Source organism: Yimella sp. cx-51 (assembly GCF_017654605.1).
Classification (GTDB): Bacteria; Actinomycetota; Actinomycetes; order Actinomycetales; family Dermatophilaceae; genus Yimella.
In genome coordinates this window covers 237,208-253,050 of sequence record NZ_CP072113.1, presented here as the reverse complement: position 1 = coordinate 253,050, position 15,843 = coordinate 237,208, and the positions used below count along the sequence as shown (strand labels likewise).

Here is a 15,843-nt window from a genome sequence, read left to right as displayed (position 1 = left end):
ACGTCATGACGTGCGTATGTTCTATCAAATTTTCATCTAGTGCGGATAGGGATTGTCCAAGTCGAGATCGAATCCAATTTCTACAGGTGTAGTGTTGGACTTCGGTCGCCCACTCCGGCATAGAGTGAGCCCAGACGTGGCACAACGATCAGCAGGGAGAGCCGTCATGGTCATGCAGCCGTTCAGCGCGAAACTCGGACCCGAGGAGCACGCACAGGCGTGGAAGGAACTCGGTGAGCGCGAATTGGACGTGCTGGTGGTCGGCGCCGGCGTGACCGGAGCCGGCGCCGCACTCGACGCCGCCACCCGCGGCCTGCGCACCGGCCTGGTCGAAGCACGCGACTTCGCCAGCGGCACGTCCTCGCGCAGCAGCAAGCTCTTCCACGGCGGCCTGCGTTACCTCGAGCAGCTCAACTTCAGCCTGGTGGCCGAGGCCCTCAAGGAACGCGAGCTGATGCTCACCCGCATCGCGCCGCACCTGGTGCACCCGGTCGGCTTCCTCTACCCGTTGTCGCACCGCGGCTGGGAGCGTCCTTATGTCGCAGCCGGCCTCACGATGTACGACCAGATGGGTGGCGCCCGTTCGGTGCCCCGCCAGAAGCACCTCACCCGCGGCGGCGCCCTCAAGCTCTTCCCGGGCCTGAAGTCCGACGCGCTCGTGGGTGCGGTGCGCTACTTCGACGCCCAGGCCGACGACGCCCGCCACACCATGACCGTCGCCCGCACCGCCGCCCACTACGGCGCGGTGGTGCGTAACAGCACCGAGGTCGTCGAGATCGTCAAGGAAGCCGACCGCGTCGTCGGCGCCATCGTGCGCGATGTCGACACCGACGAGCGCCAGATGGTGCGCGCGAAGGTCGTCATCAACGCCACCGGCGTCTGGACCGACGACGTGCAGAAGATGAGTGGCGGACGCGGGCGTTTCCAGGTGCGCGCCAGCAAGGGCGTGCACATCCTGGTGCCCCGCGACCGCATCGCCGGCGAGGTGGGCCTCATCCTGCGCACCGAGAAGTCGGTGCTCTTCGTCATCCCGTGGGGCCAGCAGTGGATCATCGGCACCACCGACACCGACTGGACCTACGACGTCGCTCACCCGGCCGCCACCAAGACCGACATCGAGTACATCCTCGAACACGTCAACACGGTGCTGGCCACACCGCTCACCAAGGACGACATCCTCGGCGTCTACGCCGGCCTGCGTCCGCTGTTGGCTGGTGAGAGCGAGTCGACCAGCCAGTTGTCGCGCGAGCACGCGGTGGCGCGCCCCGAGCCCGGCCTCATCTCGATCGCCGGCGGTAAGTACACGACCTACCGCGTGATGGCCAAGGACGCCATCGACGCCGCCGCCGAGGACATCGGCCAGATCAAGGATTCGGTCACCGAGAACGTCCCGCTCGTGGGCGCCGACGGCTACCAGGCGATGCTCAACCTCAAGGGCGAGCTCGCCACGGAGACCGGGTTGCCCGAGTGGCGCATCGAGCACCTGCTGGGCCGCTACGGCTCCAAGCTGCACGAGGTGCTCGCACTCGGCGACGAAGACCCGTCGCTGCTCGAACCGGTCGAAGCGGCCGAGGCCTACCTGCGCGCAGAGATCAAGTACGCCGTGACGCACGAAGGCGCCCTCCACCTGGCCGACGTGCTCACCCGGCGCACGCGCATGTCGATCGAGACCAAGCACCGCGGCACCGAGGCCGCCCAGGAAGCCGCCGACATCATCGCGCCGGTGCTCGGTTGGGACGAGGCCAAGAAGGAACTCGAGGTCAGGGCCTACGTCGAGCGGGTGCAGGCCGAGCGCGAGAGCCAGGAGATGGACACCGACGAGGAATCGGACGCCCGCCGCAACGCCGCGCCCGAGACTCGTCCCGGACTTCGCCGGGTGCTCGCCACGCGCTGAGGGCCGACTGCCGCACACAGAATCCACACAGGATTGACCTAGCTTTGAGCTAGCTGTGGGCAGCAGACTCATGCCCATGACCAACGCGCCTGCCCTCACCCGCCTCGACGGCTCCCCCGTCCGCGTGCTCGTCGTCGACGACGAGTCGAACCTCACCGAGCTGCTCAGCATGGCGCTGCGCTACGAGGGCTGGGAGATCAAGACGGCCGCCACGGGCTCCAGTGCTGTACGCACCGCCAAGGAGTTCGAGCCGGACGCCGTCGTGCTCGACATGATGCTGCCCGACTTCGACGGCCTGGAAGTGCTGCGCCGGATGCGCGACACCGACCCGACGCTGCCGGTGCTCTTCCTGACCGCCAAGGACGCCGTCGAAGACCGAGTGGCCGGGCTGACCGCGGGTGGCGACGACTACGTGACCAAGCCCTTCTCGCTCGAAGAGGTGGTGGCACGCGTCCGCGCCCTCATCCGGCGCTCCACCCAGTTCGTCGAGGACAACTCCTCGCTGCTGCGCGTGGGCGATCTGACGCTGGACGAGGACAGCCACGAGGTGGTCCGCGACGGCACCGAGATCACTTTGACCGCAACGGAATTCGAACTCCTGCGCTTCATGATGCGCAACCCGAAGCGGGTGCTGAGCAAGGCGCAGATCCTCGACCGGGTGTGGCACTACGACTTCGGCGGTCAGGCGAACGTCGTGGAGCTCTACATCTCCTACCTGCGCAAGAAGATCGACGCCGGCCGCGACCCGATGATCCACACGATGCGCGGCGCCGGGTACGTGCTCAAGCCGGCCAAGTAGACCCCGCCCCGATGGCTCCGCTCTCCCCCTCGCGTTGGACGCTGCGCACCAAACTGGTCACCTCCGTCCTCGCCCTCTTCTTCCTGGTCTCAGCGGCTGTCGGCGTGCTGACCGTCTGGCAGCTCAACCGCACCCTGATGAACCAGGTCGACAACCAACTCTCCACCTCGGCCCGTTCGCTGGCCGGTGACACCGACGACGGCGGGCCCGGCCCCGGCGGTCCTCAAGGCAGCGTCGCGGGCACATCCGGCCTGCAACTCGACGTCGCCGCCGGTAGTTCGACACCGGTGTCGTCCTACAACCCCGAGACCGGCGAGTCGTCCGAACATGCGTGGGTGATCTCGCCCAAGGGTCGCGCCTCGTTGACCTCGACGCAGATCAACCAACTGCTGTCTGCTGGGCTGGGCACGAAGCCCACGACGCTGCACATCGACGGCGTGGGCGACTACCGCCTGGTCGCGGTGCGCCACGACCAGAAGGTGCGGGTGATCGGCACCCGCGGTGAGCAGGTGCAGACCTGGGACACCGTGATCGGGCTGCCGCTGAATCCGGTGCGCGACAACGTCGCCAAGACCGCACTATCGGTCGCGCTGCTCAGCGGGCTCGGTGTGCTCATCGTCGGTCTGGCATCGACCCTGCTCATCCGACGCAATCTCGAGCCCTTGCGTCGCGTCGCCGGCACGGCCACCAAGGTCTCGCAGCTGCAGCTTTCCCGCGGTGAGGTTGACATCGCCGATCGAGTCGCCGAGCAGGACACCGACCCGCACACCGAGGTGGGTCAGGTGGGCCACGCGCTCAACAACTTGCTCGACCACATGGGCGCTGCTCTGACGGCCCGCCAGGCCAGCGAGACGCGCGTCCGGCAGTTCGTCGCGGACGCCTCCCACGAGTTGCGGACGCCGCTGGCCTCCATCCGTGGCTACGCCGAACTGTCGCGCAAGGAACGCGAGCCAGTGCCCGCGGGTGTCACCCATGCCTTGGGACGCATCGAGTCCGAGGCCGATCGCATGACCGCGCTGGTCGAAGACCTGCTGCTCCTGGCCCGGCTCGACTCCGGACGGCCGCTCGACCGGCAGACCGTCGACCTGTCGATGCTGCTCATCGAGACCACCAGCGACGTGCATGCCTCGGCGCGCGATCACCAGTGGAACCTCGACCTGCCCGAGGAGGCGGTGGAGGTGACCGGAGACGAAGCCCGACTGCGGCAGGTGTTGCTGAACCTCCTGGCCAACGCTCGACGCCACACCCCCGCCGGGACGACGATCACCGCCGGTGTGCGCGAGGTCGACGACCACGTCGAGGTGACAGTGGCCGACAACGGCCCGGGCATCGATGCCGCGTTGATGCCGCACCTGTTCGAGCGCTTCATCCGCGGCGACAGCGCCCGCACCCGCACCGAGGGCTCCACCGGGCTCGGCTTGTCGATCGTCCAGGCGGTCGTGGGTTCACACGGCGGGCAGGTGACCGCGCGCTCACAGCCGGGAGACACGGTGTTCACGATCCGGTTGCCCAAGCAGCCCCCGGTAGTCGGCGATGAGTGAGCCAACCAGCACGGCGCTGCTCGAACGCCCGGACGCCGAGCAGTCACCGCGCGCCGGGATCACCGGCCAGCTGGTGCGATTCGGGGTGATCGGCGTCGGCAGCACGCTGTTGCATTTGGTGCTGTTCGCCGGCTTCAGGCACGCGATGAGCGATCAGGTGGCCAATCTGCTCGCACTCGTGGTCTGCACCGTGCTCAACACCGCGGCGAATCGGCGGTTCACCTTCGGTGGCGCACGCGAGAGGGCCTGGGCGGTGCAATTACGCAGCCTGGTGCTGCTGCTGATCACCTGGGCGGCCACGGCCGGCGCGCTCTGGGCACTGCACCGATTCGATCCAGACGCCAGCACGTGGGTCGCCACACTCACCGTCGGTTCGGCCAACGTCGCCGCCACGGTCGTCCGCTTCGTCCTCTTGCGGCGGTGGTTCCAGCCGGACAGCGGTGCGATGAACGACTGAAATCGCCCAGGCACCAAATGATTCGAGGGCCGGTGCGATGGCACCGACCCTCGAGGATCGCGGCGGAGGCGGAGGGATTTGAACCCTCGATGGGGCTATAAACCCCAAACCCGCTTAGCAGGCGGGCGCCATAGACCTGACTAGGCGACGCCTCCTCCACCCGTGGCCTTTGACGCGACTTTGCCGATTGAGCATTCACGTAGCACCATGGACCACAAGCCCCGCAAGGCTACATCGCAGCCGCGAGTACCTGCAAAATGGGGTGCAGGGGGAACCAACCGCAGTACGTTGCTCGTCGTCCAGTTGGACGGACCGTGGACGGCGAGACAACGTCGTCCACTTCATCAGTGGTGGCTCACGAGGCCATCACGCTCGGCGTTAGAGGTAAGTCATGGCGACCAAGGACGAGAGTCTGTCCGACGACGCCGCGACACCCGAGGAGTCTTCGGACGCCACGCGGGGAGGCCGCGAAGTGACCCGGCACGAGGTTCGCCAGCTGCGCGCCCAACAACTACGCCGCGCGCTCACCCTCACCGGACTCTCCACCCTCTGGCCGGGTATCGGCCTCATCCCCACTCGCCGCCGTTGGCTGGGCATCACGCTCGCACTCGCCTCCGCGGCCACTCTGATCGTGTTGCTGTTCATGGTGATGAACGGCGGCATCGTCACCGGCGCCGCCCGCTTCGCCACCAAGCGCGGTCTGCTCTCCTTGCTCGTGCTCTTCATCGTGGGCGCGCTGCTGTGGGTCGGGGGCATCCTGCTCACGGCCAAGGAGACCAGCGGCCGGCGCTGGAGCCCGCGCATGCGCTGGGTGCACCGCGCCTTCACCGCGGCGATGGTGCTGATCGTCGCCCTGCCCGCCGCGCAGGCAGCGCGTTACGTCGTCGTCACCCAGAACGCCTTCAACAAGATCTTTACCGACCGCTACGCCGGTCGTGGTGGCGAAGCCCGCGGGCCCTCCGGCGGATCCGACCCGTGGAAGAACGTCCCGCGGGTCAACGTCCTGCTGCTCGGTTCGGACGCCGGCAAGGGCCGCATCAACGTGCGCACCGACTCAATGATGGTCGTCAGCGTCAACACCAAGACCGGCGATTCCACGCTGATCTCGATTCCGCGCAACCTGCAGCGCGTGCCCTTCCCGGCCAACAACCCGTTGCACAAGGTCTACCCCAACGGCTTCCACTGCCCCGAACGCGGCAACGGTCAGGAATGCCTGATGGACGCCGTCTGGGTCGAGGCCGACAGCGTGCACCGCGATCTCTTCCCCAAGGACGAAGCCAACCCCGGCCTCGACACCACCCGTGAGGTGATCAGCGAGATCACCGGGCTGCACATCGACTACACGACTGTCGTCGATCTCTCCGGCTTCCAGCAGTTGGTTGACGCGATGGGCGGGGTCTACATCAACGTCCCCGGACCCGAGCCGGGCATCCCGATCGGTGGCTCACTCACCTCGTGGGGCACCGTACGTCCGGGCAGCATCACCGGTTACATCAAGCCCGGCTACCAGAAACTCGACGGACGCCTGGCCCTCTGGTACTCCCGTAGCCGCGTGGCCAGCACCGACGACGACCGCATGCGTCGTCAGCGCTGCATGGTCAACGCCTTGGTCGATCAGGCCGATCCGTTCAAGATGGTCACGAAGTTCACCGACGTGATGAAGGTGGCCGAGAAGAACATCCAGATCGACATCCCGCAGGACGATCTGCCGGCCTTCGCGACGCTGGTCAACACCATGAAGAAGGGCAATCTGCTGACCGCCAATGTCACCGACTCGGTCAGCCACGTGAGACCTGACTTCGCCAAGATCCGTTCGATCGTGCAGAGCGCGATCAACCGTCCGCACAACCCGAAGGCACCCAAGCCGGGCGGCACTGCCACGACCTCGACGGCGACGCCGAGCAAGACCTCCACTCCGACCACCGCGCCATCGTCGACCACCACCAGCATCGACCCCGTCACCGACACCGCCGCCCACTGCTGACCGGGCGGCCCGGGAAGGCACCATGAGCGCACGCACCGTTCTCGCAACGACCTCCGCCGGGTTGCTGGTGGCCGCCGGGGCGGGCGGCTACATGCTCTGGAACGACCACTCGAAGAACTCCGCAGCCGACACCGCAGCCCGTGACGCCGCGACCACCTTCGCCCGCGCCTGGGCCAATCGCACCCCGGAGAAGGCGAGGTACGTCGGCACCGAACCGGCCGCCGCTGCCGCCAACTTCCGGACGACGACCGCGCAGTTGGGCAACGGCAATATCCGCACCTCGATCGCGAACGTGAAGCGCTCGGGCAACACAGCTACCGCCGATGTCAACGTGGCATGGACGATTCCGGGCGGGCAGACCTTCACCTGGCTCGACCCGATCGCGCTGGAGAAGACCGGCGACTCCTGGGGCGTTCGGGTGACTGACCGGTCGCTGTGGCACCCCAAGCTGCAGGCGAACGATTCGTTCGTGGTGAAGCTCGACGGTGGTCTGCGCGGCGAGATCAAGGGCCGTGACGGTGCCGCGATCATGAGCAACCAGACCGTGTACGACGTCCTGCTCGACCCCACGAAGGCCACCCCGCAGTCGGCCGCTGCACTCGAACGCGCGACCGGCGTGGGTGGGCTGCGGGCGAAGGTGATCGCCGCGAAGGCGTCCAGGTCGCAGGCGACGATCAGTGTGGTGACCTATCGCGAGGACGACTTCAGCTCGCGAGAAGCAGGGCTGCGAGGCACGGCGGGTGTCATCATCAACGAGCGCAAGCAGCCACTCGCACCCACCAAGACGTGGGGTCAGCCACTGCTGGGCGGCGTCGGTCCGGTGACGGCCGAGATGATCAAGAAGGATCCCAGTCGCTACCGCGAAGGAATGCGCGCGGGCACCGGCGGCCTACAACGGCAGTACGACTCGGTGCTGCAGCCCAAGGGCGGCGTGCAAATCACCGCGAAGTCGCAGCCGGGCACGGTGCTCTTCGGCGCCGGCGCGAAGAATGGCACCGACGTGACCACCTCGCTCGATGCCAAGGCGCAGACTGCCGCGGAGCGGGCACTCGGTACGCTGCCCGACGGATCGGTCGCTGCCGTCGTCGCGATCGACGTCCGCACCGGCAACGTCATCGCCGCTGCGAACGCACCGACGTACGGGCTGGAGCGCGCGATCACCGGCCGGTACTCCCCCGGGTCGACGATGAAGATCGCCACGGCCTACCAGCTGATGATGAAGGGGCTCAACCCCGATACGAAGGTGCCGTGCCCCAAGGAGACAAAGATCGACGGGCTCACCTTCGGCAACTTCGAGGGCGAGAGCCTGGGCGATCCGACTTTCCGGGACGACTTCGCCCACTCGTGCAACACCTCTTTTGTCACTGCCACCAAAAACTTCTCGCCGACAGATCAACAGCAGGCCGCAGCCGCGTTCGGCATCGGCGGTGACTGGGGCAAGAACGTCGGCTTCGACGGTGCCTACTCAGGCAACGTACCTGCCTCCAACGGCGCCACTGACACCGCGGCGATGTCGATAGGGCAGGGACGCATCCAGACCTCGCCGCTCTCGCTGGCGTCGATGGCCGCGGCGGTCGCCCGCGGCAGCTTCGTCCCACCGGTGCTGGTGACGAATCCGAACCCCGGCGGTGATCGCACGCCCAAGCCACTCGATGCCTCGCTGGTCAACTCGCTGAAGCAGATGATGCGGCAGACGGTGACCGGCGGCACGGCCACCCTGGTCGACGGCATCCCCGGCGGTGAGGTCTACGCCAAGACCGGCACCGCGGAGTTCGCCGAAGGGGGCAAGCGGGGCGCGAACGCGTGGCTGGCCGGCTGGCAGGGTGACGTCGCGTTCGCGGTGCTGGTGGCCGACATCCCCACCGGCAAGAGCGGGGGCACCGTGGCCGCTCCGGTGGCTCGCGACTTCCTGTCGACGCTCGCGCGCAGCTGATCTGGCCATCTACACAACAAGGCCCCGGCAGTGCCGGGGCCGTGTTGCTGGTGAAAGTCTCAGATGGTTCTTGCGATCACCATGCTGAGGGAACTCAGACCGGGACGACGTTGGTCGCCTGCGGGCCCTTGTCACCCTGGGTGATCTCGAACTCAACGCGCTGCGCCTCTTCGAGGCTGCGGTAGCCGTTGCTCTGGATAGCGGAGTAGTGGACGAAAACGTCCGGACCGCCGCCGTCCTGCGCAATGAAGCCGAAGCCCTTTTCGGCGTTGAACCACTTGACGGTTCCTTGTGCCATGCGGGGTAACTCTCAATCTGTGATGCGGTTTCAAGCCCGCCAAGCCGGCGGGATTGGTGTTGCCGAAACCGCCCCCTACATGAAAGCGCCCGCACGTCGGCGGGCACTTCTTCCTGCGAGGAACTGCAACTGCAACGTCATGACCGTAGCACGCACGACAGATACTGAAGAGTCCGATGGCCGCACCCAGATGTTCAAGATTTGGTCAAGTCACGGCTGCCGCACCGGTTTTCGAAGTCACCGGTGAACACAGTGCAAACGCGTTGCGAACAGCGGGCTCTCGGGGCGTTCTCAGGCGGCCCGGCGGCCCTTGCTCCTGGTCGAACGACCGAACTGGTGACGGCCTCGGCAACAGCCCCACCCGTAGCGGTGGGATGTCGCTGCAGTCCGTCGATCGGTCACTTCGCAGCCACTCAAGAGACACCTGCGCTGTGTCACGATCGACGAACGTTGTTCTTGCGTGTGGTGCGCACCCACGGTCGTCCAACTCGCGAGCCAGCACAAAGTTGCCCACGAGGCACCGAACGAGGAGATCGCAGTGACGAATCACGATGAGGTACAAGGAAACTCGGCTCCCCGTCAGGACGGGCCGCAGCCGTCGGTGAGCAATCACGTACTCGCTCGTCTCGCCGATGCCACCGTCTACGACAGCGACGGCGACAAGGTGGGCTCGGTGGAGCAGGTCTACATCGACGACAAGACTGGGCGCCCTTCCTGGGTGGAGGTCAAGACCGGCCTGTTCGGCATGCGCGAGGCGCTGGTGCCGTTGCACGACGTCGACCTGGAGGCCGACCAGCTGCGCGTCCCCTACAGCAAGGACGTCATCAAGGACGCCCCGCGGGTGGATGCCGACCAGCACATCTCCCGCGACGAGGAAGGTGAGCTGCACGCGTACTACCGCCGCCACGGATGGTCGGGCGGGGACGCCGGTGAGCGTCGTTCCGATGCGGACGACCGCTCCGATGACGACCTGCGCGGCCGGCATGCAGCGTCCGGCGATCGCGAGGACGTCGAGTCGGACACCTATGTGGTGCAAGAGGGTTCGGCTCCGGGCGAGATCCGGGGCGACGGTGTGGGCGTAGCGGGCGTGGGCGCAGCCGGTGCTGCCTACGCCGGCAGCGATCACGCAGACGGACCACGTGACCGCGACATCGACGCAACACCGTCGGAGTACGACGACACCTTGGTCACCCAGGAGCGGCACGAGGGCACTCCCGGTCAGACCTTTGGCGAGCGGTCGAACGACGCCGCTGGTGAGAGCTGCGGCACCTACGACGATTCGACCGACGCATCGTCGTTCGGCTCACGCGGTGGCGAGACGCCGGTGCACGTGGAGAGTGTTGCGGCGGTCGAGACCGACGAACGCGGCATCTCTGGTGACGGCGACCGCGTGTTCGCCGGCGAGCAGGACTTTGGGTCAGACCACGACCGCGGCCTGAGTGGCGATCACGAAGCCGGGCAAGGGTTTGCTGGTGGCGAAGCAGGCGCGGGCGGGGGTTGGGACAACGATCGTTCGGACGCCGGCGAGGACTTCGCGGCCGACGGCCCGGCGATGGGTGACTCAGCCGGGCGCCGAGTGAGCGAGTTCGACGAGGTGCGCGACGGCGGTTACGGCATCGGGTCGGCGGCTCCGATTGTCGACAACGCGCAGCCGATGGGACACCCGATCCGCGCGTGGCACGACACCATGTCGTTCCGCGGAGGCGAGGAGCGCGACGGCGAGCGTGAGCCGGACGTGTGGTTCTTCGACGAGCAGGCGGCCTACAACGCCGGCTATCACGACGCCGACTGACCTCTTCACAGCAAGCGTCCCCGGCCGGCAGGTCTCACCTGCTGACCGGGGACGATTGCGTGCAGCCTCAGAAGTCGGACGACTTCAGCGGTGCTGTCGGGGTGCGGAGCGCGGCGTCCAGTCGTGCGACAGTTCCAGCGGTGTGCTCTTCGAGGAACCCGGCCAGCCGCCGGGCGCCGAGGGTCTGACCACCCAGCCAGATCGCACCGAGGTCGTGGATGTCGAGCGTAAGGTCGGGGTCGCCGTCCGACGGCTCCATGCGTCCGCTGCCGCCCGCGTCCGTCGTCCATCGCCAGACGCCGTCGTTCTCGTTGATGATGTTGTCGCGCACCCGCACGGTCACGTCGACCTCGGCGGCATGGCCTCGATCGGCGACCGCCGCGGGAAGATCGACCAACCGAAGCCACAGTGAATCGGTCACCCCGTCGCCCATGCCGCGTGCGGACGGGACCCACAGCAGCAGCGGGTCGTCCAGCGCCATCCAGTTGACGGTGGTCGACATCAGATCGAAGTCGACCAAGCGGCGCATGAGCGCCAGGCGGGCGCCGACGTCCACCGCACCGAAGAGCCAGACGTCCACCTGGCCGGCGGGGCCTCCGTCCGTCCACTTCGGGGTACGACGGAAGACAGCGAAACCGACGTCCTCGCCGTCGCGTGTCGCCCACAACACGCGGCTGGGCTCACTACCGCGATGCCACTCCGGCACGTGGATGAGGTGTCGTTCGACATCCTCCAGGCTGCGCACGATTGTTCCAGCGGGCCCGCTTGTGGCACACCGTAATTGCAGCGCTCGCAGGCGCTCGGCGTCCTGCGCGCCGGTGACACTGAACTTGGTCGACGTGCGGTCGGCTACCTCCACCACAGCGGCCGGCGCAGCGAAGGTGGTGCCGCGTCCGAAGCTGGCGCGCAGCACCTGACTGGCCAAGCCGTAGCCGAAACGTCCGTAGATGCCCGGCTCGGACGCCTTGAGCGCGGCCAAGGAGCGTCCCTTCACGTCTCGCGTCCAGCGCAAGTGGTGACGCATCATCTCCCGCAGCACGCCTCGGCGTCGGTGATCGGGATGCACCCCCACCCAGGTGAGCCCTTCGACGGGTACGAGCCGGGATGTCTCGCGGCCGTCCGGCACGGCGAGTTGCATGTCCCAGGAGGCGCAGATGCCTGCGGTCTCGCCCTCGCGTTCGGCCACGAAACTGGCCCGCACCGGGGTGTTGCGCAGCCGCGTTTCCAGCGGCCCATCCCCGTCGGCAGCCCAGATCAGTTCGTCGGTCTCGAGGAAGAACTCGGCTTCGTCCGGGGTGATCTGCCGGATGGAAATCTGCGTGTCTGTCATGGCGTCCACGCTCGCAGCAGCCCGGTGTTCGCGGCAACTGAATTCGGCGTTACTGCAGCTGGTGATGGCGAACGTGACCTGCCACATCCAACTCACCCTGCTCGGACCCGCACCATCACCACCGCCGGGCTGCGCACAGTGCGACCCTCGCGCGCAGCAGCCACAGTCGGAGCACCACGACAACGGCAACACCGCCCCGAACAGCGAATCCCATTGGCACACAGCCGATCCGCCAGGCAGCGCAGCGTCCTCACATCACCCTGTAGAGCAACACCCTGCCCAGGTCGTAAAGGATCGCTGTGCCCACTGCGAGCCCACCGATGCCGCTGCTGCCGACTTCGCCGCCTACCTGGACGACTGGTGCGCCCGCGCCAGCGTGCCCGGCAGCCTCGAACACGCCGTCGCCGAGATCGATCGGCAGGAATCCCTCGACCAGGAGACCGCGAACGCTCATCAGTACGACGACGAAGCCTTCGAGGCATGGTTCGCACCGATCGCCGACGCCGCCGCTGAACTGGAGTTCGCCCCCTTCGGCACGGCCGACACCTGCTCACCGGCTTACCGCGTCCCGGCCCACATCCGCCGCTTCGTGGAACTGCGCGACGAACACTGCCGCTACCCCGGCTGCAGCCGCGGGGTGAAGTACTGCGAGGCCGACCACGTCATTCCCTGGGGCACTCCCGGTGGACACACCACACCGTCCAACCTGCAGCTGCTGTGCAAACGGCACCACCGCGTCAAGACCGCCAAACGCTGGAGCGTCACCATGACCCGCGACGGCGACTGCACCTGGACCTCACCCACCGGCAGCGTCCACATCACCCGCCCCGCCCTCACGCTCAGCTGACCTGGGCCTAGACGGAGCGGCGAAGTCAGACCGGAAGCGTGCCCCGCACGATGCTGTCACCGGAGTGCTTCGGGTTGCCGTCCAGCGGTTCGCGGGAGAGGTCAACGATCACGTATCCCTTTTGGACCAATCGCGGGTCGATGACGAACTGCTGCGGCTTCGCACCGTGCATGAAGCCGATGCTGATCATTCGCTGGCCGTCCTTGTTGATCAACCACGCCTCGACGATCTCGCCGTTGGAGGGCAACGAGTTCATCGCAATCTGCACCTTTGTCGCCGAGCCGCTGCGCATGAGCTCGGCCTGGCCGAGCGGCTTGGGCGCGTCACCCAGCGTCGTCAACGACGTCTTGGCTAAGACGGTCGCCGTCGTCGGCGGGTCGTTCGTCGGCGATGCCGTGAAGCGTCCGATGCCTGCGCCGATGACCAACGCGGCTGCAACCGCGAGGAAGGTGCGGCGTCGACCGACACCCCGCTTCGCACTGCCACTGCCACTGCCACTGCCACTGCCACTGCCAGGAGTTTCGCTGACGACTCTGAAAGGCCGGCGATCGTCAGTGACACCGTCATCGGGGTCAGTGTCGGATCCGACAGCATCATCATCGGCACGGTCGATGTCGTCCAGGATGCCCTGCCACACGTGCTCACCCGGCTGCTCGAGCACAGGCGCACCGGCCGAAGCAGCGTCGAGCGCGCGGCGCAATTGGGTGAGCGCATCGCTGCATTCGGCACATTCCCGGACGTGGAGAAGGGCGTCCTGGTGCTCTCCGGTCTCCATGACCAGGTCGACCAGTTCGTCATCACTCGGATGCTGCATGACTCACCTCCTGGAGTCGGGTTCGCAACTGCTGCAGGCCGCGTCTGATGTGGCTCTTGACCGTGCCGAGCGGTAGGTCGACCCGCTGGGCGATCAGTTCGTGGGTGAGATCCTCGGTGAAGGCCAGCAACACAACGGTACGGCGCGGCTCGTCCAATTGATCGATGGCGTCAGCGACCACGACGCGGTCGACAACCCGGTACACCTCGTCCACCGGATCGGGTTCACCGGAAGACCCCACGTGCTCGACCAGTCGAAGGTCGCGGGCCCGTGACGACATCCGGTCAGCGATCCGGTGCTTGGCGATGCCCACCAACCAGCCCGGCAGGGCGGTCGAGGACGGTTGCAAGGTATGGCGGCTCTTCCACGCGGCGACGAACACCTGCTGGGTGACGTCCTCCGCGTCCGCGCGGTGCCCCAGGGCGCGATGGGCGACGGTGAAGACCAACGGGCTCCAGCGTCGATAGATCTCGGCCAACGCCTCGCGCGACCCTTCCTGGAACTGCACAGCGAGCTGCTGCACATCGGCATCCTCCAGGCTCACAGTTCAACAGTAGTCATGGCCATCAGCGCACCCGCACGGCGATGGCCACGACGTTCTGGTCGTAGTGACCCGTCGCTCGGTCGAATCGGCCTCCGCAGGTGACCAGATGCAGGCGTTCGGGGCCGGACGAGGAGAAGAGCGCCGTCGTGTCGAGGCCGTTCTTGCGCAACTGGCTGACCGATGAAATGCGGTACCGCACGGTTCCCTCTGCAGTGCTGACCCGCACCTCGCTCCCGACCGGGACGTCGGCGAGCTTCGCCCACGGCCCGGTGCCGGCTGCTGCCGAATCCACATGTGCCGCAAGCACTGTCGCCCCACCGCCTTCCCCCGGCGCTGAGCCATGGCGATACCAGCCCGCGACCTGCACGTCCTGGGGAATCTCCATCAGGCCCGACCGGTCCACTCCGACGGGACGAACCGTCGACCGCAGCCCGATCGAATCGATCGTCACGTCGGTCGGCGTGATGCGCGAGCGCAGCGCGGTCGGTTGCGCGTCTCGGCGCACCGGTGCGGGTAGGCCGCTCTGCGCCGGTGGGCGGGCGGTGGCCGCGGAGGTGTTTGAGACAGAACTCCCCGACGAAGCCGACGAAGACGACGACGAAGACGCGTACGCAGCCAGCGCTGCCCCGTCCGAGGTCGGCGGCTGCTCGTCACCGCCGGTTGCAGCGGCACCGAGCCCACCGCCCAGGAGGGCGGCAGCCACCACGACTGCCACCCTCCGGGAGCGGTGAGGGTTCACGCGCGCTCGGTGCGCGACCGGCGACGGGTGGCCAGCATGGCGAGTGCACCGGCACCGGCGGCGCCAAGCACGATCACGCCCGCGGACGAGGAGTCGCCGGCGGTCGCCTGACCACCGGTGCCGGCCGGTACGCCACCGGGCATTCCGCCGAGACCGTCGATCGTCTGCACGGCGAGCTTGAGGTTCTTGTCGGCGGCGCTACCCCACGCATACACGATCGTGTTGGTGCCGGCCTTCAGCGACAAATCGGCCGGGCCGATCGCGACGGTCTGCGTGCCGGCGAGCACGACATCCGCCGAGATGTTGCCGGCAGCCAGGTCAGCCATGGCCTCCTTGGGGTTGACCAGGTTCTTGAAGGCGACCGCCTGGTTGGCGCGCACGTCCACCGCGGGTGCGGCAGCGGTGTGGCGCACCGTCACGCGGGCCTTGCCGGCCGCGAGGGCGGAGGTGTCGTTGACGTAGGGGGTGAGCATCGGCTTGCCGTCGGCCGACAGGTGGGCCACGACGGTGATGTTGGCACCGGCTGGCACCTTCACGTCGTTCGCCTCGATGATCGCCTTACCGTCGGCTCCGGCGTTGGGCGCCACGACCTTCAGGTCGTACTCACCGGCAGGCAGCGACACCGGGTCGGTCAGCGTGCCGGGCTTGAAGTCGGGCAGCAGTTCCTTGCCGTTGGCGTAGACATCCACCGTGGCACCGGGCACCGCGTGCAGCACCGACACCATCGCGGGCTTGGCGGCCGGGGCGTCTGCGGCATGGGCGAGGGTGGGCGACAACGCGATCGCTCCAGTGACACCAACACCTGCCGCGACAATTCGGGCGAGATTCATGACGGTCTCCTTGGACTTGAGGCACTCCCGACGAGTGCTTC

At 67.3% G+C, this 15,843-nt stretch carries 14 protein-coding genes and 1 tRNA gene; 8 read left to right on the top strand and 7 right to left on the bottom strand.

Translation table 11 applies throughout. From position 1 onward, the window contains the following. Positions 1 to 166: 166 nt before the first annotated feature. From J5M86_RS01205 to J5M86_RS01190, 4 genes are all read left to right on the top strand, one after another. A complete protein-coding gene (locus J5M86_RS01205) occupies positions 167 to 1,894 on the top strand; it encodes a glycerol-3-phosphate dehydrogenase/oxidase (RefSeq protein WP_188059879.1) in 1,728 nt (575 codons plus the stop codon). 70 nt (positions 1,895 to 1,964) lie between these two features. Continuing rightward, positions 1,965 to 2,693 carry a response regulator transcription factor gene (locus tag J5M86_RS01200; protein WP_304952495.1) on the top strand — a complete coding sequence of 243 codons (729 nt, stop codon included), beginning with the start codon at positions 1,965 to 1,967 and terminating at the stop codon, positions 2,691 to 2,693. 11 nt (positions 2,694 to 2,704) lie between these two features. Continuing rightward, complete coding sequence (locus J5M86_RS01195) at positions 2,705 to 4,234, top strand: cell wall metabolism sensor histidine kinase WalK (RefSeq protein ID WP_188059881.1); 1,530 nt, start codon at positions 2,705 to 2,707, stop codon at positions 4,232 to 4,234. After that, positions 4,227 to 4,691: a GtrA family protein gene (locus J5M86_RS01190; protein WP_188059882.1), complete on the top strand. Its 465-nt coding sequence runs from the start codon at positions 4,227 to 4,229 to the stop codon at positions 4,689 to 4,691. The genes J5M86_RS01195 and J5M86_RS01190 overlap by 8 nt, the downstream gene beginning before the upstream one ends. Positions 4,692 to 4,754: 63 nt before the next feature. Here J5M86_RS01190 and J5M86_RS01185 read toward each other — a convergent pair. After that, a tRNA-Ser gene (locus J5M86_RS01185) sits at positions 4,755 to 4,846 on the bottom strand. 236 nt (positions 4,847 to 5,082) lie between these two features. Here J5M86_RS01185 and J5M86_RS01180 point away from each other — a divergent pair. Continuing rightward, a complete protein-coding gene (locus J5M86_RS01180; protein WP_188059883.1) occupies positions 5,083 to 6,675 on the top strand; it encodes an LCP family protein in 1,593 nt (530 codons plus the stop codon). Positions 6,676 to 6,697: 22 nt separating this feature from the next. Beyond that, on the top strand, positions 6,698 to 8,608 hold the full coding sequence (locus J5M86_RS01175; protein WP_188059884.1) for a penicillin-binding transpeptidase domain-containing protein: 1,911 nt from the start codon (positions 6,698 to 6,700) through the stop codon (positions 8,606 to 8,608). A gap of 94 nt (positions 8,609 to 8,702) precedes the next feature. Here J5M86_RS01175 and J5M86_RS01170 read toward each other — a convergent pair whose 3' ends face one another. Continuing rightward, positions 8,703 to 8,906 (bottom strand): cold-shock protein, encoded by a 204-nt coding sequence (locus J5M86_RS01170; RefSeq protein ID WP_188059885.1) that lies wholly within the window; start codon positions 8,904 to 8,906, stop codon positions 8,703 to 8,705. Between the two features lie 538 nt (positions 8,907 to 9,444). Between J5M86_RS01170 and J5M86_RS01165 the strand changes: the two genes are divergently transcribed. Further along, the gene (locus J5M86_RS01165) at positions 9,445 to 10,698 is read left to right on the top strand and encodes a PRC-barrel domain-containing protein (RefSeq protein ID WP_208965074.1); all 1,254 of its coding nucleotides are present in this window, start codon (positions 9,445 to 9,447) and stop codon (positions 10,696 to 10,698) included. A gap of 67 nt (positions 10,699 to 10,765) precedes the next feature. On the opposite strand, the gene eis is transcribed toward J5M86_RS01165, so the two are convergent. After that, complete coding sequence (gene eis, locus J5M86_RS01160) at positions 10,766 to 12,028, bottom strand: enhanced intracellular survival protein Eis (RefSeq protein WP_188059886.1); 1,263 nt, start codon at positions 12,026 to 12,028, stop codon at positions 10,766 to 10,768. Here eis and J5M86_RS01155 point away from each other — a divergent pair. Continuing rightward, positions 12,027 to 12,875, top strand: coding sequence for an HNH endonuclease signature motif containing protein (locus J5M86_RS01155; RefSeq protein ID WP_208965073.1), 849 nt, complete (start codon positions 12,027 to 12,029; stop codon positions 12,873 to 12,875). The genes eis and J5M86_RS01155 overlap by 2 nt on opposite strands. A gap of 25 nt (positions 12,876 to 12,900) precedes the next feature. Here J5M86_RS01155 and J5M86_RS01150 read toward each other — a convergent pair whose 3' ends face one another. From J5M86_RS01150 to J5M86_RS01135, 4 genes are read right to left on the bottom strand one after another with little or no spacing between them, the layout of a single operon-like run. After that, the gene (locus J5M86_RS01150; RefSeq protein ID WP_188059888.1) at positions 12,901 to 13,689 is read right to left on the bottom strand and encodes an anti-sigma factor; all 789 of its coding nucleotides are present in this window, start codon (positions 13,687 to 13,689) and stop codon (positions 12,901 to 12,903) included. After that, the gene (locus J5M86_RS01145) at positions 13,673 to 14,233 is read right to left on the bottom strand and encodes an RNA polymerase sigma factor (RefSeq protein ID WP_244328409.1); all 561 of its coding nucleotides are present in this window, start codon (positions 14,231 to 14,233) and stop codon (positions 13,673 to 13,675) included. The genes J5M86_RS01150 and J5M86_RS01145 overlap by 17 nt, the downstream gene beginning before the upstream one ends. 22 nt (positions 14,234 to 14,255) lie before the next feature. Beyond that, a complete protein-coding gene (locus J5M86_RS01140) occupies positions 14,256 to 14,939 on the bottom strand; it encodes a class F sortase (RefSeq protein ID WP_188059889.1) in 684 nt (227 codons plus the stop codon). A gap of 29 nt (positions 14,940 to 14,968) precedes the next feature. After that, entirely contained in the window at positions 14,969 to 15,802 is an 834-nt protein-coding gene (locus tag J5M86_RS01135; RefSeq protein ID WP_188059890.1) for a DUF4397 domain-containing protein, read from the bottom strand. Between the last annotated feature and the right edge of the window lie 41 nt (positions 15,803 to 15,843).

What these genes read in the sequence shown, in the direction of transcription:
- J5M86_RS01205 (WP_188059879.1), top strand. Translation starts at nt 167, where the DNA reads ATGGTCATGCAGCCGTTCAGCGCGAAACTCGGACCCGAGGAGCACGCA.
- J5M86_RS01200 (WP_304952495.1), top strand. Translation starts at nt 1,965, where the DNA reads ATGCCCATGACCAACGCGCCTGCCCTCACCCGCCTCGACGGCTCCCCC.
- J5M86_RS01195 (WP_188059881.1), top strand. Translation starts at nt 2,705, where the DNA reads ATGGCTCCGCTCTCCCCCTCGCGTTGGACGCTGCGCACCAAACTGGTC.
- J5M86_RS01190 (WP_188059882.1), top strand. Translation starts at nt 4,227, where the DNA reads ATGAGTGAGCCAACCAGCACGGCGCTGCTCGAACGCCCGGACGCCGAG.
- J5M86_RS01180 (WP_188059883.1), top strand. Translation starts at nt 5,083, where the DNA reads ATGGCGACCAAGGACGAGAGTCTGTCCGACGACGCCGCGACACCCGAG.
- J5M86_RS01175 (WP_188059884.1), top strand. Translation starts at nt 6,698, where the DNA reads ATGAGCGCACGCACCGTTCTCGCAACGACCTCCGCCGGGTTGCTGGTG.
- J5M86_RS01170 (WP_188059885.1), bottom strand. Translation starts at nt 8,906, where the DNA reads ATGGCACAAGGAACCGTCAAGTGGTTCAACGCCGAAAAGGGCTTCGGC.
- J5M86_RS01155 (WP_208965073.1), top strand. Translation starts at nt 12,027, where the DNA reads ATGGCGTCCACGCTCGCAGCAGCCCGGTGTTCGCGGCAACTGAATTCG.
- eis (WP_188059886.1), bottom strand. Translation starts at nt 12,028, where the DNA reads ATGACAGACACGCAGATTTCCATCCGGCAGATCACCCCGGACGAAGCC.
- J5M86_RS01150 (WP_188059888.1), bottom strand. Translation starts at nt 13,689, where the DNA reads ATGCAGCATCCGAGTGATGACGAACTGGTCGACCTGGTCATGGAGACC.
- J5M86_RS01135 (WP_188059890.1), bottom strand. Translation starts at nt 15,802, where the DNA reads ATGAATCTCGCCCGAATTGTCGCGGCAGGTGTTGGTGTCACTGGAGCG.